This is a genomic window from Serratia sp. 506_PEND (assembly GCF_001076875.1).
Taxonomy (GTDB): Bacteria; Pseudomonadota; Gammaproteobacteria; order Enterobacterales; family Enterobacteriaceae; genus Serratia; species Serratia marcescens.
Window position 1 is genome coordinate 4,300 of the sequence record NZ_JVEL01000519.1, and the last position, 17,708, is coordinate 22,007.

18 protein-coding genes, 1 pseudogene and 1 other annotated feature (1 of these 20 running past the window's edge) are annotated in these 17,708 nt (G+C 62.9%); of the genes and pseudogenes, 10 read left to right on the plus strand and 9 right to left on the minus strand.

The window, feature by feature from the left end:
- A pseudogene (locus ADK28_RS21755) lies at positions 1 to 880 on the plus strand (pyridoxal-phosphate dependent enzyme) (it extends 480 nt beyond the left edge of the window).
- A 12-nt stretch (positions 881 to 892) separates the two neighbouring features.
- On the plus strand, positions 893 to 2,038 hold the full coding sequence (locus tag ADK28_RS21760) for a trans-sulfuration enzyme family protein (protein WP_033640843.1): 1,146 nt from the start codon (positions 893 to 895) through the stop codon (positions 2,036 to 2,038).
- Positions 2,039 to 2,097: 59 nt separating this feature from the next.
- Here ADK28_RS21760 and ADK28_RS21765 read toward each other — a convergent pair whose 3' ends face one another.
- A complete protein-coding gene (locus ADK28_RS21765; protein ID WP_016928388.1) occupies positions 2,098 to 3,120 on the minus strand; it encodes an isopenicillin N synthase family dioxygenase in 1,023 nt (340 codons plus the stop codon).
- Positions 3,065 to 3,301 (minus strand): hypothetical protein, encoded by a 237-nt coding sequence (locus ADK28_RS32535; protein ID WP_100225598.1) that lies wholly within the window; start codon positions 3,299 to 3,301, stop codon positions 3,065 to 3,067. The genes ADK28_RS21765 and ADK28_RS32535 overlap by 56 nt, the downstream gene beginning before the upstream one ends.
- Positions 3,302 to 3,408: 107 nt before the next feature.
- On the opposite strand from ADK28_RS32535, the gene ADK28_RS21770 reads away from it, so the two are divergent.
- Positions 3,409 to 4,065 carry an HAD family hydrolase gene (locus ADK28_RS21770; RefSeq protein ID WP_048796629.1) on the plus strand — a complete coding sequence of 219 codons (657 nt, stop codon included), beginning with the start codon at positions 3,409 to 3,411 and terminating at the stop codon, positions 4,063 to 4,065.
- Positions 4,066 to 4,154: 89 nt separating this feature from the next.
- A complete protein-coding gene (locus ADK28_RS21775; RefSeq protein WP_048796630.1) occupies positions 4,155 to 4,775 on the plus strand; it encodes a glutathione S-transferase family protein in 621 nt (206 codons plus the stop codon).
- Positions 4,776 to 4,788: 13 nt separating this feature from the next.
- Here ADK28_RS21775 and ADK28_RS21780 read toward each other — a convergent pair whose 3' ends face one another.
- Complete coding sequence (locus ADK28_RS21780) at positions 4,789 to 5,889, minus strand: PQQ-dependent sugar dehydrogenase (RefSeq protein WP_048796631.1); 1,101 nt, start codon at positions 5,887 to 5,889, stop codon at positions 4,789 to 4,791.
- A 131-nt stretch (positions 5,890 to 6,020) separates the two neighbouring features.
- Between ADK28_RS21780 and ADK28_RS21785 the strand changes: the two genes are divergently transcribed.
- Positions 6,021 to 6,440, plus strand: coding sequence for a GNAT family N-acetyltransferase (locus ADK28_RS21785; protein ID WP_048796632.1), 420 nt, complete (start codon positions 6,021 to 6,023; stop codon positions 6,438 to 6,440).
- Positions 6,441 to 6,451: 11 nt separating this feature from the next.
- Positions 6,452 to 7,435 carry a magnesium and cobalt transport protein CorA gene (locus ADK28_RS21790; protein ID WP_033640847.1) on the plus strand — a complete coding sequence of 328 codons (984 nt, stop codon included), beginning with the start codon at positions 6,452 to 6,454 and terminating at the stop codon, positions 7,433 to 7,435.
- Between the two features lie 74 nt (positions 7,436 to 7,509).
- On the opposite strand, the gene ADK28_RS21795 is transcribed toward ADK28_RS21790, so the two are convergent.
- The 4 genes from ADK28_RS21795 to speB form a co-directional block, all read right to left on the minus strand.
- Positions 7,510 to 8,322, minus strand: coding sequence for a nitrilase-related carbon-nitrogen hydrolase (locus ADK28_RS21795; RefSeq protein WP_033640848.1), 813 nt, complete (start codon positions 8,320 to 8,322; stop codon positions 7,510 to 7,512).
- On the minus strand, positions 8,319 to 9,746 hold the full coding sequence (locus tag ADK28_RS21800) for a purine-cytosine permease family protein (RefSeq protein WP_048796633.1): 1,428 nt from the start codon (positions 9,744 to 9,746) through the stop codon (positions 8,319 to 8,321). Before ADK28_RS21800 ends, ADK28_RS21795 begins: the two co-directional genes overlap by 4 nt.
- A gap of 16 nt (positions 9,747 to 9,762) precedes the next feature.
- Entirely contained in the window at positions 9,763 to 11,148 is a 1,386-nt protein-coding gene (locus tag ADK28_RS21805; RefSeq protein ID WP_033640850.1) for a sodium:solute symporter, read from the minus strand.
- Between the two features lie 77 nt (positions 11,149 to 11,225).
- Positions 11,226 to 12,158: an agmatinase gene (gene speB / locus ADK28_RS21810; RefSeq protein ID WP_033640851.1), complete on the minus strand. Its 933-nt coding sequence runs from the start codon at positions 12,156 to 12,158 to the stop codon at positions 11,226 to 11,228.
- A gap of 249 nt (positions 12,159 to 12,407) precedes the next feature.
- Here speB and ADK28_RS21815 point away from each other — a divergent pair, with 249 nt between their 5' ends.
- Positions 12,408 to 13,313 carry a LysR family transcriptional regulator gene (locus ADK28_RS21815; protein WP_016928398.1) on the plus strand — a complete coding sequence of 302 codons (906 nt, stop codon included), beginning with the start codon at positions 12,408 to 12,410 and terminating at the stop codon, positions 13,311 to 13,313.
- On the opposite strand, the gene ADK28_RS21820 is transcribed toward ADK28_RS21815, so the two are convergent.
- Positions 13,304 to 14,494, minus strand: coding sequence for an MFS transporter (locus ADK28_RS21820; protein ID WP_048796634.1), 1,191 nt, complete (start codon positions 14,492 to 14,494; stop codon positions 13,304 to 13,306). The two genes, ADK28_RS21815 and ADK28_RS21820, sit on opposite strands and share 10 nt — an antisense overlap.
- 137 nt (positions 14,495 to 14,631) lie before the next feature.
- Between ADK28_RS21820 and ADK28_RS21825 the strand changes: the two genes are divergently transcribed.
- The gene (locus tag ADK28_RS21825) at positions 14,632 to 15,516 is read left to right on the plus strand and encodes a LysR family transcriptional regulator (RefSeq protein ID WP_016928400.1); all 885 of its coding nucleotides are present in this window, start codon (positions 14,632 to 14,634) and stop codon (positions 15,514 to 15,516) included.
- Between the two features lie 15 nt (positions 15,517 to 15,531).
- Here the strand turns inward: ADK28_RS21825 and ADK28_RS21830 are convergent, their stop codons facing one another.
- Positions 15,532 to 16,356 carry an SDR family oxidoreductase gene (locus tag ADK28_RS21830; protein WP_048796635.1) on the minus strand — a complete coding sequence of 275 codons (825 nt, stop codon included), beginning with the start codon at positions 16,354 to 16,356 and terminating at the stop codon, positions 15,532 to 15,534.
- A gap of 229 nt (positions 16,357 to 16,585) precedes the next feature.
- Here ADK28_RS21830 and hisL point away from each other — a divergent pair, with 229 nt between their 5' ends.
- Both hisL and hisG read left to right on the plus strand, forming a co-directional pair.
- Complete coding sequence (hisL, locus tag ADK28_RS31785; protein ID WP_100396937.1) at positions 16,586 to 16,633, plus strand: his operon leader peptide; 48 nt, start codon at positions 16,586 to 16,588, stop codon at positions 16,631 to 16,633.
- Positions 16,609 to 16,735 (plus strand) — a sequence feature (His leader region). It overlaps the preceding gene by 25 nt.
- 71 nt (positions 16,736 to 16,806) lie before the next feature.
- A complete protein-coding gene (gene hisG / locus ADK28_RS21835; protein ID WP_015377256.1) occupies positions 16,807 to 17,706 on the plus strand; it encodes an ATP phosphoribosyltransferase in 900 nt (299 codons plus the stop codon).
- Positions 17,707 to 17,708: the final 2 nt, after the last annotated feature.

Sequence of the window (17,708 nt, forward strand, 5' to 3'; positions counted from 1 at the left end):
ACTGTGGCGGCAAATGGAGCATGACGTGGACGCTATCGTCGTCGGTGTCGGCTCCGGCGGCACGCTGGGCGGGCTGAGTCGCTATTTCGCCGAGGTTTCGCCGCAGACGGAATTTGTGCTCGCCGACCCTGCCGGCTCTATCCTGGCGGACTATATCGACAACGGCCACATCGGCGAAGCGGGCAGCTGGCTGGTGGAAGGCATCGGCGAAGACTTCGTCCCGCCGCTCAGCGACTTTGAACAGGTCCGCAATGCTTACCGCATCGGCGACGCCGAAGCCTTCACCACCGCGCGCGAGCTGCTGCGCAAGGAAGGCGTGCTGGCGGGCTCCTCCACCGGCACCCTGCTGGCCGCCGCATTGCGTTATTGCCGCGCGCAAACCGAACCCAAGCGGGTGGTGACCTTCGTCTGCGACAGCGGCAACAAATACCTGTCTAAAATGTATAACGACCACTGGATGCTGGAACAGGGTCTGCTGAGCAAACCGCAGCACGGCGATCTGCGCGATCTGATCGCCTACCGCCACGACGAAGGCGCCGCCGTTTCCGCCGCGCCGGACGATACGTTGGCGATCGTGCACGCCCGCATGCGGCTGTACGACATCTCTCAGCTGCCGGTGCTGGAAGGCGATCGGGTGGTCGGTCTGATCGATGAGTGGGATCTGCTGAACGCCGTCCAGGCCGATGCCACCCACTTCAGCCTGACGGCCGGCAGCGCGATGACCAAACAGGTCCATACGCTGCAAAAGGAAGCCGGCTACGAGGAATTACAGGCCACCTTCAACCATGGCCACGTCGCGGTGGTGCTCGACGGCGAGCGCTTCCTCGGCCTGATTACCCGCACAGACGTGCTTAACGCCTGGCGCCAAAAATTACGTTAATAAGGACCCATTATGGCCAAGTTTGATACGTTGACCGTTCACGCCGGTTACACCCCGGACGCGACCGGCGCAGTGATGCCGGCGATTTACGCCACCTCCACCTACGCCCAACCGGCGCCGGGCGAACATACCGGCTATGAATATTCCCGCAGCGCCAACCCGACGCGCACCGCGCTGGAAAGCGCCATCGCCGAACTGGAAGGCGGCAGCCGCGGCTACGCCTTCGCCTCCGGCCTGGCGGCCTGCTCCACGGTGCTGGAGCTGCTCGATAAAGACAGCCACCTGATCGCGGTGGACGACCTGTACGGCGGCACCTATCGCCTGCTGGAAAAAGTGCGCAGCCGCACCGCCGGCCTGCGCGTCACCTACGTGGCGCCGGCGGATCTCGCCGGGCTGGAACAGGCGATCGAGCCGGATACCAAAATGATCTGGGTCGAAACGCCGACCAACCCGCTGCTCAAGCTGGCGGATCTGAGCGCCATCGCCGCGATCGCCAAAAAGCATCAGCTCATCAGCGTGGCGGACAACACCTTCGCCTCGCCGTATCTGCAACGTCCCCTGGAACTGGGTTTTGACGTGGTGGTGCACTCCGCCACCAAATACCTTAACGGCCACTCCGATGTGGTGGCCGGCGTCGCGGCAGTGGGGGATAACCCGGCGCTGGCGGAACAGCTCGGTTTCCTGCAAAACGCGGTCGGCGGCATTCTCGATCCGTTCAGCAGCTTCCTGACGCTGCGCGGCATTCGCACTCTGGCCCTGCGCATGCAGCGCCACAGCGACAGCGCGCTGCGCATCGCCCAGTGGCTGGAGAGCCAGCCGCAGGTGGAAAACGTCTACTACCCCGGCCTGCCGAGCCATCCGCAGCATGCGCTGGCGGCACGCCAGATGACGCGCTTCGGCGGTATGATCTCGGTACGGTTGAAAGGCGACGACGCCTATGCGCGCCGGGTCATCCAGCGTTCGCGCCTGTTCACCCTGGCGGAAAGCCTGGGCGGCGTGGAAAGCCTGATCAGCCAGCCGTTCAGCATGACGCACGCCTCCATTCCGCTGGAACAGCGCCTGGCAACCGGCATCACGCCGCAGCTGGTGCGCCTGTCGGTGGGGATAGAGGATGTGGAAGATCTGATCGCCGATCTGCAGCAGGCGCTGGCGGAATAATCGCCGCATCAGCGCACGATCAGCCCGGCCGACGCGCCGGGCTTTTTTACGCCCGGCGTTCAGACGCCGATGACGTCCTGATAAAAACGGTGCGCCACATCGGGATGGGAGCGGATGCGGCCTTTCAGGTAGTTATACCCCACGTCGCGCAGCAGCGGGTTGAGCGGATCGCTGGCCGGGCCGCGCGCCTGCGCCGCCAACTGCGGCGGCAATTGATACAGCGGCACCACCGCGTCCAGCCGTGCGCCGAGGAAGAACGCGATCGACAGCCTGTCGCGCCCCGCCGGCGGCGTTTCCACCCGGTGCACCGTGGCGCGCAGATAGCCGTTGGTCGCCAGTTCCAGCAGCTCGCCGATGTTCACCACGAAAGTGTCTTCACGCGGTTGGGCGTCGATCCACCGACCTTCGCTCACCTCCACCTGCAGCCCTTTTTGCGCGTCCTGCAGCAGGAAGCTGAGAAACCCGGAGTCCTTGTGCGCGCCGACGCCCTGTGCGCTGCCGGTGGCGTCCCGCCCCGGATAGCGGATCAGTTTGATGTGCTCGTTGGGCTTCTCGCCGTACAAGCGATCGAACGCCTGCTCCGGCAGCGACAGCGCCAAAGCGAAAGCGCGCAGCAGCCGCAGCGACATGGCGGTCATCGCCTGTTGCCACTCCAGCAGCAGCGGTTTCAGCGCCGGCAGCGCCGCCGGCCACTGATTTGGCCCCTGCAGACGCGCCCAGCGCGGCGTGTCATCAGCCAGCGTCAGCGCCGGGCGTTCGGCGCCGATATCGAACTGTTCGCGCCAGTCAGGCTGCCCGCGTGTGAGCTCCGCCGCCGCCCGGTTGTAACCGCGAAAGTGCGGCGAATGCACCATCTGCACCGCCAGTTTGTCGGCTTCCGGCAGGGCGAAAAATTGCCGCGCGGCGTGCTGCAGTCGCGCATTCAACGCGCCGTCCACGCCGTGCCCGCGCAGATAGAAAAAACCGACGTCGCGGGCCGCCGCGCGCAAATCGTCGAGAAAGGCGCGCCGCTGGCGCGCATCACCGTCAAGCTGCGAAAGATCCAGCAGCGGCAACGTCTTCAGCGTCGTCAGGTGCGTCATCATGCGGTTCCTCTTCTTCCCCGATCACGATCGGGCTGCCGTACAGGCGAATAATCAACATTGTCACTCCCTGGCGGGTAGCTGCATTTGCCCCATAGTTACCATCGCGCTCGCCGGGACGGCCAATATTGTTGCGTTCTAAGTTATGCAAACGTTCAACAAACTGTCGCAAAACCGTCATCAATGTTTCTTATGCTCTGCGCAATTTCGCCGACGCCGCTGGCTGGCGGCGTGCGCTATCCGCTATCCTGTAAACGACCTCATACCCTGCCTGCCGGAGAAATACTGATGGATTTAGCCTTATTCGACCTGGATGAAACCCTGATTGACGATGACAGCGCCAGCCTGTGGATCCGCTGGCTGGTCGGCCAGGGCTTCGCGCCGGCGGAGCTGGAACTGCAGGAGCAGCAACTGATGCAGCTCTATTATCAGGGCAAGCTGTCGATGGAGGACTACATGCAGGCCACGCTGGCGCCGCTGACCGGCCTGAGCGTGCAAACCGTGGCCGGCTGGGTGCAACGCTACATCCGGCGCGACATCCTGCCGCGCGTCTATCCCGCCGCCCGTGAACGCCTGCAGTGGCACCGCGAACGCGGCGACTGCATCCTGGTGATCTCCGCCACCGGCGAACACCTGGTGGCGCCGATCGCCGAACAGCTCGGCGCCGACGATGCGCTGGCGATCGGCGTGGAAATCAGCGACGGCCGCTTCACCGGCCACACCTACGGCACCATGACCTACCAACAGGGCAAGGTGATCCGCCTGCAGCACTGGCTGGCGCAGCATCAGCACCTGAAATTCGAGCACAGCCACGGCTACAGCGACTCCCTCAACGACAAGGCGATGCTGCAATTCGTCGACAGCGCCACGGTGATCAACCCCGACAGCGAGTTGAGCGCGCTGGCGGCGGAGCGCGGCTGGGAAGTGTGCCGCTGGGAGCGTTGATCGGCAGACAAAAAATGCCCTGCGGTGTGACAAAAAGCGCATTGTGGCGTAGGTATTAAGGGTCTTTCATCCGCTAACGGAGTTATCCCATGCTGACCATTTGGGGTCGTGAGAATTCGAACAACGTCAGGAAGGTGCTGTGGTGCGCCGCCGAACTGGGGCTGAGCTATACCCACATCAACGCCGGCGGCGCGTTCGGCAAGGTCAACGAAGAGAGTTACCGCGCGTTGAACCCGAACGGCCTGGTGCCGCTGCTGCAGGACGATGACTTCGTGCTGTGGGAGTCCAACACCATCGTGCGCTACCTGGCGGCGAAATTCGGCGACGCGGCGTTCTATCCGCAAGATCTGCAGGCGCGCGCCGCCGCCGAGAAATGGATGGACTGGACCACCTCGACCATCGTTCCGGCCTTCACCATCGTCTTTTGGGGCCTGATCCGCACCGCGCCGGAGCAGCGCGACATGGCGAAAATCGAAGCGGCGATCGCCACGCTGGAAAAACACTTCGACGTCATTGAACAGACGCTGGCGCACCAGCCCTACCTCTCCGGCGACGCATTCGGCTTCGGCGATATCCCGCTCGGCAGCTTCGCCTACGGCTGGTTCGAGATGCCGATCGCCCGCCGCCCGCGGCCGAACATGGGGCGCTGGTATCAGCAGCTGCGCGCTCGCCCGGCCTATCAACGCGGCGTGATGAGCAAGCTCACCTGACGCGTGCGGGGCGTTACGACGCCCCGACCTTCAGCAGCTTGCCGTCCCGTTCGTCCGTCAGCAGATACAAATAGCCATCCGGCCCGCTGCGCACCTCGCGGATGCGTTCGCCGCGATCGCCCAGCAGCCGCTCTTCCGCCACCACTTTGTCACCCTCCAGCGTCAGGCGAATCAGTGCCTTTTGCGCCAGCGCGCCGATGAACAGCGAATGCCGCCAGGCGGGGAAGCGCTGCCCATCATAGAACGCCATACCGCTGAGGCCGGGTGAGACTCGCCAATAGTGCAGCGGTTGTTCGGTGCCGGGCACCCGCTCCCCTGTGGCCTCCGGGATCGGCTGGCCGGAATAGTTGATGCCGTAGGTGGCCAGCGGCCAGCCGTAGTTTTTACCCGGCAGCGGGATATTGAGTTCATCGCCGCCGCGCGGGCCGTGCTCGTGTTCCCAGATCGCGCCGCTCCACGGGTTCAGCGCCAGCCCCTGCGGATTACGGTGGCCGTAAGACCAGACCTCCGGGCGTTTACCAGCCTGGCCGACCCAGGGATTATCCGGTGGTATCGTGCCCTCGGCGGTCAGCCGCACCAGCTTGCCCTGCAGCTTGTCGGTCTCCTGCGCCGTCGGCCGCTGGTTGTTTTCGCCCAGCGCGATAAACAGGTAGCCCTGCCGATCGAACGCCAGCTTGCCGCCAAAGTGATTGCCGACCGACAGCTTGGGCTGCTGACGGAAGATCACCTTAAAGTTTTCCAGCCGCGCGCCGTCGTCACTCAGGCGGCCATAGCCGACCGCCGTGCCGGCTTTGCCGCCCTCGCCCGATTCGGCGAAGCTCAGGTACACCCGGCGGCTGGCGACGAAGTCGGGCGCCGGCAACACCTCCAGCAGGCCGCCCTGTCCTTCGGCGTAGACCTGCGGCACGCCGGCGATCGGCGGCGACAGGCCTTTGCCTTGCTGCCACAGCCGCAGCCGGCCGGGCCGTTCGGTGATAAGCAGGCCTTGTTCCGCCGGCAAGAAGGCCAGCGACCACGGGTGTTCCAGGCCGTCCTGCAATTGGCTGACCGTCGGCGCGGCGTGCAGCAGGCCGCTGCACAGCAGCAAACCGGCCAGCAGAGTCAATCGGGGCATGGCGTCCTCCTGAAGATGAAATGACCCGTTTAGTGTAGTCCAGCTCATCGGAGTGGGTGTTTACATTACATTTCAACGGGTTGCCTTTTAGCCGCAGTGTGCTTAAGTTAATCCATAACCCAGGAGGAAAAATGGACATTACCGTTACCGACGCGATTGACGAACATACCCTCGATGCGATCAGGCAAGGCCTGCGCGCTTACAACCTGCCGCATATCGACGCCAGCCACCGCAGGCCGCTCAGCGTCTATGCGCGCGACGAAGCCGGCACGGTGATCGGCGGCCTGACCGCCGAAACCTGGGGCAACTGGCTGAGCGTCGAGTGGCTGTGGGTGGCGGATACCCAGCGCGGCAGCGGCCTCGGCGGCCGGCTGATGCGCGCCGCCGAGCACGAGGCGCAGGCGCGCGGCTGCCGCTACGCCCGTCTCGACACCTTCAGCTTCCAGGCGCGGCCGTTCTACGAAAAGCTCGGCTATCAGTTGCAAATGACGCTGAAAGAGTATCCGGTGGAACACGAGTGCTATTTTCTTACCAAAACCCTGACTGATTGATGGATGGACAGATGGACAACAAAAGCATGGTGGTGAACTGTGTGGCGTACAAAGCCGGCCAACGGCTGGGCGAAGTGACCATCGACGATATCAGCGAGGTGGTCAAACAGCCGGACACCTTCGTCTGGCTGGGGTTGCGGCAGCCGGAGCCGGCGTTTATGCGCAAGGTGCAGGAGGAGTTCGGCCTGCACGATTTGGCGATCGAAGACGCGCTGTGCGCGCACCAGCGGCCGAAGCTGGAGACCTACGGCGACTCGCTGTTCATCGTGGTGAAAACCGCCCAGTGGGGCGAGCACGACGAAATCGAATACGGCGAAACCCACTTCTTCGTCGGCAAAAACTTTCTGGTGACGGTGCGCCACGGCGCCTCGCCCAGTTACGCGCCGATCCGCGCCAAAGCGGAAGAGAACCACAAGCAGATGTGCCGCGGGCCGGGCTTCGCCCTCTATTCGGTGTTGGACTTCGTGGTGGATAACTACCGCAGCGTGGTGACGCGCTTCGAGAGCACCATCGAGAACATCGAAGCCAACATGTTCCAGTCGGAGTTCGATCAGGCGGCGATCGAGAACGTCTATACCCTGCGCCGCCACCTGTTGGCGCTGCGCAACGCCGCGCTGCCGATGGATGAAATCTGCAACCAGCTGATCCGCCTGCACGAAGAGGTGATCCCGAAAGAGCTGCGCGCCTACGTGCGCGACGTGCAGGATCACGCGCATCAGGTGGTCAGCAACATCGACGACATGCGCGAAATGCTGACCAACGCCATGCACGTCAACCTGGCGCTGGTGACGGTCAAACAAAACGAAGTGGTGAAACGGCTGGCGGGTTGGGGGGCGATTTTGGCCATCCCGACGGTGATCTTCAGCCTGTACGGCATGAACTTCGCCGACATGCCGGAGTTGAAATTCCCATGGGCCTATCACGCCACGCTGGGGGCGACCGCCGTCGGCTGTATTTTCCTGTATCAGAAGCTGAAGAAATCGGGCTGGCTGTAAGCGCCAAAACGGCGGATTTTCCCGCCGGAGAAACGATCGGCGGGGTAGCCGGATCCGCCGACCGCCCCGCCGCTTCAATACAGCATCGGCCGCCGATCGCGATGCACGTGATTGTGGCGGCCGATGTGTTTGTCATCGGCCTCGCCGATATCCATCGATGCCAGCACCATGCCTTCGCCTGTCAGGCTCTGCGTCAACGGATAGCCATCGGCGTCGACGATCACCGATCCGCCGATCCACGCAACGCCGCGTTCCGTTTCGCAACGATCGCACACCGCGATGAACAGCCGATTGACGGCGGCGTTGGCCTGCGCCTTCACCATCTCCGCCGGCCGTTCGCCCTGTGGGCGCGGCGCCAGCGGCCAGTTGACCGGTGCGCACAGCAGCTGAGCGCCGGCCAGCGCCGGCAGCCGCACCCATTCGGGGAATTCAAGATCGTAGCAGATCATCACCGCCAACCGACCAAAGCGCGTCTCGACGACCGGCGGCGGCCGATCGCCAGGGGTAAAGATCGTGCTCTCCTCATGCCACAGGTGGGCCTTGCGGTAAATCGCCCTCACGCCCTGCGCATCGATCAACGCCGCGCTGTTGGCCACCCCGCCATCGGGCAGCCGCTCGCAGAAACCGGCGACGATCGCCACATCCAACTCGCGCGCCAGGGCCCCCCACAAGCTGAGGCTAGGCCCGTCCTCGGCTTCGGCCAACGCCAGCGCCTCCGCCTTATCGCGCAGCACGTAGCCGCTGTTCACCAACTCCGGCAACACGATGACGTTGGCGCCGCGCTGCGCCGCCCGGCGAATAGCCTGGGCGGACAGCGCCCGATTGTGATCCGCTTCCCCTACCCGCAACGCTAACTGGCAGCATGCGACGCTGATTTTTTCCTTCACTCCTGTTCTCCTTCCAATAACCCCTCGCAGCGCAACGCCACCCGCCGTTCGGCTTCGAGATCGAGCTTCCGGCACATTACGACATAAACGCTCCCGGCCACCAGCAGGCCGATCAGAAAAGCGATATCCGCGCCGCCCAGTAAAACAGCAAAGGGACCGGTGTAAAAGCCCAACGTCATGAACGGCACCATCGCCAGCAGGCCGATCGCGTAGGCCGTCAGACCGGAGCCGCCCCAGCGGCCGTAGATCCCCGCCGGGTTGAAGATTTCACCAATCGCGTAATGCCCGCCGCGCACCACGTAAAAGTCCATCAGGTTCACCGCCGTCCAAGGCACCAGGAAATACAGCATCAGCAGCACGAAGGTATTGAAGCTGGCGAGATAGCTCGCCGGGATGGCCAACGCCACCGCAAACACCGTCATAGCGACGACGCCAATGCCGGTCATGCGTAATTTTAACGTCGGCGTCACTTTACGGAACGCGTCAATCGCGCTGAGGCTGGTCAGCATCGCGCCATAACAGTTGACCGCCATGATACCGACCAGCGAGGGCACGGCGATCAGCACGGCCAACGTGCCAAACCCAGGATAGACGGCATTCCCCACCGCCTGTACGCTGCCGATCGCATCGGGGGCCGGTAAGGCTGAAGCCAGAAACGCGCCCAGCGACATCAGCCAAAGCGCCGATCCGGCCGCCCCCAGGTAGGTCCAAAAGATCACGTTGGCAGACGGCGTTTCATGCGGTAAATAACGCGAGTAGTCGGAAACGTACACTGCGTAGCTGATTTGATAGCCGGCGGCGGCCGACAGCTGAATCAAAAAGGCCGCCCACGAGAAATGCCCGGCGCCGACAACGGCGTCCATCCGCAGCGACAACACGGCGCCGACCGTCAGCACACCGAACACCGCCATCATCACATAGGTCAGCCAGCGCTGCACCGCATGCAGCATATCGTGGCCGACGATCGCCAACAGCACGGCCACCGCGATCAGCAACGCATACCAAGGCAGACGGTGCCCCGGCAACACCGTGTTGATCGCATCGGTCGCGAGAATAACGTTGAACACGTTGAAACCGATGTAAACAAACACCACGGCGGCAAAGGGAACGATGGCGCCACGCAGGCCGAATTGGGCCCGCGACTGGATCATCTGCGGCAGCCCCATGCGCGGCCCCTGATTGGCATGACACGCCATGAAGAACGTGCCGAACCCCACGCCGACGGCAATGGCCAGCATCGAATAAAGCGCGCCCAACCCCAACGCCGGGCCGGTGAAACCGACCACCATCGTCGTCAAAACGAAATTACCGGTAAACCAAAACGGCGCCTGATGCCAAACCTTGCCATGCCGCTCGTGACGGGGCACATAGTCTATCGAGCGCACTTCAATTTTTGGGCGTGGCGCCACATTGCGATTGTTCATGTCCCACCTCGTCCTTTCAACGCTCGGTTTGCGGCTGCAGCTGCGCTGCCGGGCGGCTCAGCAAGCTGCCCAACACGAAGGCGACGCCGCCGCCCAGCAGACCGCCGTAGATCGGGCTGTTGGCGTCGATACCGTGCCAGATCATCAGCCCCACCACGCACAGGCTGCCGGTCAGCATGCTGGCGATGGCCCCGGCGCTGGTGGCGCGCGGCCAAAAGATCGCCCCCACCAGCGGGATCAGCATGCCGCCCACCAACAGGTTGTAAGCCAGCGTCAGCGCCGCCAGCACGTCGCGCACCACAAACGCCAGCCCCAGCATGACCGCGCCCATGAAAAGCGTGGTGAAGCGCCCGGCGGCCAGCCCGCCGGAAGGTTTACGGCGGATGGCCGGCAGCACGTCCTCCAGCGCGATGGTCGAAGACGCCAGCAAACAAGCGCTGGCGGTGGACATCAGCGCCGCCAGGGCCGCGGCGGCCACCAGCCCGCTGACGCCGACCGGCAACACCGCCTGCGCGATGGCGGCGAAGGCGCCGTCGGTGTTGCTGAGCGACGGCAGCACGATCTTGCCGGCCATGCCGATCAGCGCGCCCGTCACGCCGTACAGCACGCAATAGACGCCCGCCCCCAGCCCGGCGAAGCGCGCCACGTTGGCGCTGCGGGCGGTGAACACCCGCTGCCAGATGTCCTGGCCGATCAGAATGCCGAAGAAGTAGATCAGGAAGAACACCAGAATGGTGTCCAGCCCGATCGACGACAGTTGGTAGTAACCGGCGGGCAGCAGGCTGGTGAACGCCTCCCAGCCGCCGGCCTTGACGATGCTCATCGGCATCAGCACCAGCATCATGCCGACGGTCATGATGATGAACTGAATGATGTCGGTCAGCGTCAGCGACCACATGCCGCCCAGCGTCGAATACAGCACCACCAGCCCGCCGCCGAGCAGGATGGATGCGCTGAACGACAGGCCGAACATCACCTGCATCACGCTGCCGATGGCGATGATCGAGGTCACCGCCACCATCAGGTCATACGCCAGCATGATCGCGCCGCTGGTGACCCGCGCCGCCGGGTGATAGCGCCGCGACAGCACCTGGCTGACGGTATACAGCTTCAGCTTGAGCAGCGGCTTGGCCAGCACCAGGCTCAGCACCACGATGCCCATCCCCAACGCGCCGCACAGCCAGACGCCGGAGATACCGTAGGTGTAACCGAGTTTGACGCTGCCGATGGTCGACGCGCCGCCGAGCACCACCGCCGACAGCGTGCCCAGATACAGCCCCGGCCCCAGGTTGCGCCCGGCCACCAGATACGCCTCTTTGGAATTGGCGCGGCGAATGCCCATCCATCCCACCGCGCCTATCACCAGAAAGTAAAACACCACGACCAGCAGATCGAGATTCATGGGTACCTCCACTCCGTAGTTATTGTTATCAGGGGCCCCGACGCAACCGCTCCGCCGGTAGAGTCAGTGCGCCGGCCTCAACGGGCCGGCAGCACGCACAACATTTCAAACAGCAGGTTGGCGGCCAGCAGCGCGGTGTTGCCGGAGCGATCGTAAGGCGGCGACACTTCCACCACGTCGCCGCCGACCAGGTTCAGCCCACGGCAGCCGCGCACGATCTCCAGACCTTGCCAAACCGACAGCCCGCCGACCTCCGGCGTGCCGGTGCCCGGTGCGAAGGCCGGATCCAGCCCGTCGATATCGAAACTGAGATAAACCGGCGCTTCGCCCATCTGCTCTCGGATCTCCGCCATCAGCGGCGTCAGCGACCGGTGCCAGCAGGCCTCGGCCGGCACCACACGAAAGCCCTGACGGCGTGACCAGTCGAAGTCGTCCGCCGCATAGCCACTGCCGCGCAGGCCAATCTGCACCACCTTTTCCGGCGTCAGCAGCCCCTCCTCGAACGCGCGGCGGAAAGTGGTGCCGTGCGCCAGTTGTTCGCCGAACATCTCCTCGTTGGTATCGGAATGCGCATCGACGTGGATCAGCCCGACCGGACCATGACGACGGGCAATGGCGCGCAGCACCGGCAGCGTCAGGGTGTGATCGCCGCCGAGCGTCAACGGCGTGCAACCGTGCGCCAGGATCTCGTGGTAAGCCGCCTCGATGCGCTGCACGCTGTCCGCCAGGCTGTAGGGGTTGATGGCGACATCCCCCAGATCGGCCACCTGCAGCCGTTCGAACGGCGCAGAGCCGGTGCCCATGTTGTAGGGGCGGATCATCACCGATTCCTGGCGGATCTGGCGCGGGCCATAGCGAGTGCCGCTGCGGTTGGAGGTGCCGATATCGAGCGGAACGCCGACGAAGGCGGCGTCCAGACCGCGCGCCTGTTCGGCCGCGGGCAGGCGCATCATGGTGGGGAGGCCGGCAAAGCGCGGCATATCGTTACCGCTTTGGGGTTGGTTCAGCATGGCGTTTCCTTGTCTTTATCTGCGATGGATTGAAACATTTGAGCAACATTCGCAGGCTACCCCGTTGGCCACCTCGGCTACCATTCCCGCTTTTGCATGTAAACATCGAAAAACGCGATGCAACTAACTTATTGAAGTATTGATTTTTATTTAAAATTCATGCCATAAGGAAGGCCATATCTTCAGCGCCGCACCTATTTCTTCGATGTTAAAAATGGGTTAACCGGCCGACGTTCTGCGGAGGGGGCGATGCTCACCAACCTAAGCGATATCGATCTGAAACTGCTGCGGGTGTTCGTCGCAGTGGCGGAAGCCCAAGGCGTCAGCGCCGCGCAGGAAGCGCTGCTGATGAACCAATCCACCATCAGCACCCATCTGGCCTCGTTGGAAACCCGGCTGGGTTTTCGCCTGTGTCAGCGCGGGCGCTCCGGCTTCCGGCTGACGCCCAAGGGCGAACGCATGCTGATCGCCTGCCGCTCGCTGTTCAACGCCGCCCGCGACTTCACCCGGGTCAGCCAGTCGCTGAACGGCCTGCTGACCGGCGATCTGCAAATCGGTCTGGTGGATAACCTGGTTTCGCTGCCGGGCAATCCGTTCAGCCAGGCCATCAAACACTTCCAGCGCCGACATCAGGACGTGCAATTGCAGTGCCGCATCTGTTCGCCGAACGAGATTGAGCAAGGGCTGCTGCACCGGCAGCTCGATCTGGGCATCGGCTACTTCGGCCAACAGCTGGAAGCGTTGCGTTATCAGCCGTGGCTGGAGGAGACGCAGGCGATCTATTGCAGTGAGGATCACCCGCTGTTCGCGGTGGAAGAACCGGAGCGCGAGCAGATTGAAAACGCGCGCTGGGTCAAGCGCGGCTACCTGCTGGCGCAGCAGCTGTGCCCGATCGCGCCGCCGCATCTGGCGGCGGTGGCTCACCATATGGAAAGCGTCGCCCATCTGGTGCTGAGCGGCACCTGTCTTGGCTATCTGCCCACCCACTACGCGGCGCGCTGGGTGGAACAGGGGCTGCTGCGGCAGTTGGGCGGCGCGGCGCTCTCTTACCGCGCCACGCTCAGCCTGGTCAGCCGCCCCGTCCAGCCCGACGAGGCGTTGAACGCGCTGCTGGAGGATTTGGCGCGCGCCGCACGTCCATCACCTCATCGCTGAGAGGCCAGCGCCCGATTCATGGCAAACAGCGTGCCGGTTAAAGACAGGACGAGGAACCCGATGATGGCCCAGGCGAAAGAGGCCGTCCCGCTCCTGTCGAGCACCATGCCGCCGACCGCGCCACCGGCGGCCACGGCGGTATTCCAGCCCGTCGTATACATGGACTGCGCCACGTCGGCCGCGCGGCCGGAAAGCCGTGACAATGCCGTCTGCGTGAGGGTGGCGAAACCGCCGAAAGCCACGCCCCACAATGCGACGGAGAGATAGACAATCGGGGCCGCCCGTCCCCCACTCCCCAGCAGCACGGCGGCGAGAGCAAAGATAACGATACTCATCACTGTAAGAGATTGGACTCGCCGATCGACCAGCATCCCGGCAATGCCTAATCCGGCAATCGCGCCCAGCCCGAAGATAAACAGAACGATATCGACCCGCTCGGATAACCCCGACGGCTTGAGGAAAGGCTCCAGGTAGATATACAGAATGTTGTGGGCAACGATGAAGGTGAACACCACGAACAGCACGGCGCGGATCCCGCACTGCAAGAAGACGCCGCTCAGAGACGGGCGATGCGCCTTAGCCTGGCCGGGGAAATCCGGCACAATGGCGATGATCCACGCCACGAGCGCGAGCGCCATCAACGTCATCAGGCCAAAGGCGCCCTGCCAACCGATGGCTCGACCAAGCAACGTGCCAAGCGGTACGCCGAGCACCAACGCCAGGGTGGCGCCGGCGCCGGAGATCGCAATAGCGCGGCCGCCAAGATGAGCCGGTGACATGCGCACGGCGTAACCGGCCAGCAAAGACCAAACGATGCCGCCGAAAACGCCGGCGAAGAAACGCGTCGCCAATGAGACATGGTAATCATGCGACAGCGCCGTGACGAGGTTGACGATGGCAAAACCGCAAATCGCGCTCAACAGCAAGGGGCGGCGCCGCATGCCTTGCGTTAATGCGGTCAGCGGAATGGCGGCGACCAACGCGCCCACCGCATAGGCGGTGATGAATTGTCCCGCCAGGCTTTCAGACACGTTCAAATCGCCCGCGATCGAAGAAAGCACGCCCGCCGGCATGATCTCGGTCAGCAGCGTGATGAAAGCGGCCATCGCCAATGCCAGCAGGCCGCCCAGCGGCAACCGCTCGATGCTCCCGGCAGGCGCAGATATCGTCGTTTGATTCATCAATCACTCCCCATTCAAAGATGTTTCCGCCCATCGCGGATGACGGTTGCACCATGCTGCCCACTCGTCGATAAAAGAAAAATAGGCTAAAGTGAACAACACTCATGACTCAAAAGTCATCAATAGAATGGAAGCCTATGGAAAGCTTGGGTTCTCTCGACGTTTTCGTCCGGGTCAGTGAAAGCCGCAGTTTCACGGCGGCCGGGCAACAGCTGGGGATCTCCGCCTCGGCGGTCAGCAAAACCATCGCCCGGCTGGAGGAACGGCTCAGCGTGCGCCTGTTTCACCGTTCCACCCGCACGGTCAACCTGACGCCGGAAGGGGCCTTGTTCCTGGAAAGGTGTCGGCGCATTTTGAGTGAGGTGAAAGAGGCGGAAGCCGAGCTGTTGCAAACGCGGGGAACGCCTCAGGGCAAGCTGCGCATCAGCCTCCCGTCGCTGGGCACGCTCTTCATGCCAAAACTGGGAGACTTCAAGCGCCGCTATCCTGAGATCGAGCTGGATATTGATTATTCGGATCGGCTGGTTGACGTGATTGAGGAAGGTTTCGATGCCGTTATCCGCAGCGGAACCCCGAGTGACTCACGGCTGGTTGCCCGCCGGCTGGGTACCTGCCGCAAGGTTTTCGTTGGCGCGCCGGGTTATTTCAGCAAAGCGGGTATGCCGCGCAAGCCAGAAGATCTGACAAGCCATGCCCGTTTGCATTATCGCTTTCCCAGCACCGGCAAACTGGATATCTGGCCGCTGGGGGACAAGACGGAGATGCTCCCCGAACGGCCGGCCAGCATGGTGACAAATACCCTCGATCCGCAGGTGTGTTTCGCGGAACAAGGGCTGGGCATTGCTTATTTGCCGGAGATCGCCGTGCGCAGACAGCTGGAACAGGGCAGCCTGGTGACGGTTTTGGATGAATACCACCGCGAGAACATGGTCTTTCATGTCCTCTGGCCGTCGGGCCGCCACCTGTCAGTCAAAATCAGGCTGTTCGTCGACTTTGTGACGAGCCATCTGTTCCCGCTTTAAACGACATATACCGTCTTAACTGACCGGCATGCGCGCCGGATCGGGATGCTGGTACTCGAAACCCAGCTCGTTGCAGATGCGGTTGCCGTCCACCAGTCGCTCATCCTGCTCCGCCTCGTCGGCGAACTGCGGCGGCTCCAGGTGCAACTGCTCGGCCAGCGCCGGATAAAATTCGCGTTTGGCCGGATGACGCGGCGCGCACAGGTTGTACACGTGGCCTCCCTTCGGCAGCTTCAGCAACAGTTGGATGGCGGCGATGACGTCGTCCTGGTGCACCAGATTTACCCCCTGCGAACCGCCCTTCACGTCGAGTTTTCCCGCCAGGAAGCGGCCGGGGTGACGATCGGCACCCACCAGCCCCGCCAGGCGCAGAATGTCCACCGAGGTATTCGGCAATTCATGCAGCCAACGTTCGAGCTCGGCCAACACCCGGCCCGACGGCGAGACCGGCCGCAGCGGCGACTCTTCGCGCAGCGTGCCGGCGGTTTCGCCGTACACCGAGGTGGAACTGGTGAAGATCACCCGCGGCACGCCAAAGGCCATCGCGCTGTCCACCAGCATGCGCACCGCATTGAAATAGTTTTCGCTGCCTTCGACGGTGCGGCGAGCGGGCAGTGTCACCACCAGCGCATCCACACGCAGCAGCGATTCCAGATCGTCCGGATCGCACACCAGGTCCGGCGTCAGCTCCAGTTGGTAGCATTCGATGCCGCTCATGCGCGCGGCCTCGACGCCGTCCGGCGTGGTTTTGCTGCCGACCACGTCATACCCGCGCCCCATCAGCGACAGCGCCAACGGCATGCCCAGCCAACCCAAACCAATAATGGCTACCTTTTTCATCCTCTTCCTCTCCTGAAGATCGCAGCGCCCTACCCCTAAGGCTACGCCACTGCGCACGGCGATACAATCTGCACGGCTTAAGGTCAGGTAAAGCCGTCTGTGGCTAATAACCTAACCTGTTTCAATAAATTAAATTTATGACGTTAAAAAAGGGTTGCGCGGTGGACAGCGGATAGTTTAGCTTAATTGGCATACGGTTTTTACCGGCTTTTGATTAGAGAAAAACACTATGACACGCGTTCAGTTCAACCACCATCATCACCATCACCCTGACTAGTCTTTCAGGCGATGAGTGCTGGAAGACGGTTTGTTAATCTTCCAGTGGCGCGCAGAACGCAAGAGAGAGCCCTCGGAAGATTTCTTCCGAGGGTTTTTTTTTGGCTCCGGACAGACAGAAAAGAATAGTTTTTACAATAAATTCATAAGATTACAGATTAAACAGAGGTTACCATGCTGGACAAGACACGTTTACGGATCGCAATGCAGAAGTCGGGCCGCCTGAGCGATGAATCCCAGGAACTGCTGGCGCGCTGCGGCATCAAGATCAACCTGCAGCAACAGCGTCTGATCGCCTTCGCGGAAAACATGCCGATCGATATCCTGCGCGTGCGCGACGACGATATTCCGGGCCTGGTGATGGACGGCGTGGTCGATCTCGGCATCATCGGCGAAAACGTGCTGGAAGAAGAGCTGCTCAGCCGCCGCGCCCAGGGCGAAGACCCGCGTTACTTCACCCTGCGCCGCCTCGATTTCGGCGGTTGCCGCCTGTCGCTGGCCACCCCGCTCGACGCCGAATACGCCGGCCCGCAAAGCCTGCAGGACGCCCGCATCGCCACCTCTTACCCGCACCTGCTGAAGCAATACCTCGACAAGCAGGGCGTGCGCTTCAAATCTTGCCTGCTGAACGGCTCGGTGGAAGTGGCGCCGCGCGCCGGCCTGGCCGACGCCATCTGCGATCTGGTCTCTACCGGCGCCACGCTGGAGGCCAACGGCCTGCGCGAAGTGGAGGTGATCTACCGCTCCAAGGCCTGCCTGATCCAGCGCGACGGCGAAATGCCGGAAGCCAAACAGCAGCTGATCGATCGCCTGATGACCCGCATTCAGGGCGTGATCCAGGCGCGTGAATCCAAATACATCATGCTGCACGCGCCGAGCGAGAAACTGGACGAGATCGTCGCGCTGCTGCCGGGCGCCGAGCGCCCGACCATTCTGCCGCTGGCCGGCGCGCAGAACCGCGTGGCGATGCACATGGTGAGCAGCGAAACCCTGTTCTGGGAAACCATGGAAAAACTGAAAGCGCTCGGCGCCAGCTCGATTCTGGTGCTGCCGATTGAAAAGATGATGGAGTAACG